The organism is Citrobacter sp. GW821-FHT07H02 (assembly GCF_059418505.1).
Genome location: NZ_JBWKPZ010000034.1, coordinates 1186 through 2689, shown reverse-complemented (window position 1 = coordinate 2689; position 1504 = coordinate 1186). Strand labels below are relative to the sequence as shown.

The window sequence follows — 1504 nt, the reverse complement described above, 5'->3', positions numbered from 1 at the left end:
TGATGTCTTTCTTCCACCAAAACACCTTTGGCGTTGTAAGGTTAAGCCTCACGGTTCATTAGTATCGGTTAGCTCAATGTATCGCTACACTTACACACCCGACCTATCAACGTCGTAGTCTTCAACGTTCCTTCAGGAGACTTATAGTCTCAGGGAGAACTCATCTCGGGGCAAGTTTCGTGCTTAGATGCTTTCAGCACTTATCTCTTCCGCATTTAGCTACCGGGCAATGCCATTGGCATGACAACCCGAACACCAGTGATGCGTCCACTCCGGTCCTCTCGTACTAGGAGCAGCCCCCCTCAATTCTCCAGCGCCCACGGCAGATAGGGACCGAACTGTCTCACGACGTTCTAAACCCAGCTCGCGTACCACTTTAAATGGCGAACAGCCATACCCTTGGGACCTACTTCAGCCCCAGGATGTGATGAGCCGACATCGAGGTGCCAAACACCGCCGTCGATATGAACTCTTGGGCGGTATCAGCCTGTTATCCCCGGAGTACCTTTTATCCGTTGAGCGATGGCCCTTCCATTCAGAACCACCGGATCACTAAGACCTGCTTTCGCACCTGCTCGAGCCGTCACTCTCGCAGTCAAGCTAGCTTATGCCTTTGCACTAACCTCCTGATGTCCGACCAGGATTAGCTAACCTTCGTGCTCCTCCGTTACTCTTTAGGAGGAGACCGCCCCAGTCAAACTACCCACCAGACACTGTCCGCAACCCGGATTACGGGTCTACGTTAGAACACCAGCCATTAAAGGGTGGTATTTCAAGGTTGGCTCCATGCAGACTGGCGTCCACACTTCAAAGCCTCCCACCTATCCTACACATCAAGGACCAGTGTTCAGTGTCAAGCTATAGTAAAGGTTCACGGGGTCTTTCCGTCTTGCCGCGGGTACACTGCATCTTCACAGCGAGTTCAATTTCACTGAGTCTCGGGTGGAGACAGCCTGGCCATCATTACGCCATTCGTGCAGGTCGGAACTTACCCGACAAGGAATTTCGCTACCTTAGGACCGTTATAGTTACGGCCGCCGTTTACCGGGGCTTCGATCAAGAGCTTCTCCTTACGGATAACCCCATCAATTAACCTTCCGGCACCGGGCAGGCGTCACACCGTATACGTCCACTTTCGTGTTTGCACAGTGCTGTGTTTTTAATAAACAGTTGCAGCCAGCTGGTATCTTCGACTGATTTCAGCTCCACGAGCAAGTCGCTTCACCTACATATCAGCGTGCCTTCTCCCGAAGTTACGGCACCATTTTGCCTAGTTCCTTCACCCGAGTTCTCTCAAGCGCCTTGGTATTCTCTACCTGACCACCTGTGTCGGTTTGGGGTACGATTTTGTGTTACCTGATGCTTAGAGGCTTTTCCTGGAAGCAGGGCATTTGTTACTTCAGCACCGTAGTGCCTCGTCATCACACCTCAGCGTTAATAAGGAACCGGATTTACCTGGAACCTCCGCCTACATGCTTAAACCGGGACAACCGTCGCCCGGCCA

1 rRNA gene (cut by a window edge) is annotated in these 1504 nt (G+C 52.1%); it reads right to left on the bottom strand.

The window, feature by feature from the left end:
• Nucleotides 1-37: 37 nt before the first annotated feature.
• Nucleotides 38-1504 (bottom strand): 23S ribosomal RNA (locus AC07NP_RS21765); its annotated part runs 1185 nt beyond the window's last position; the annotation flags it as partial.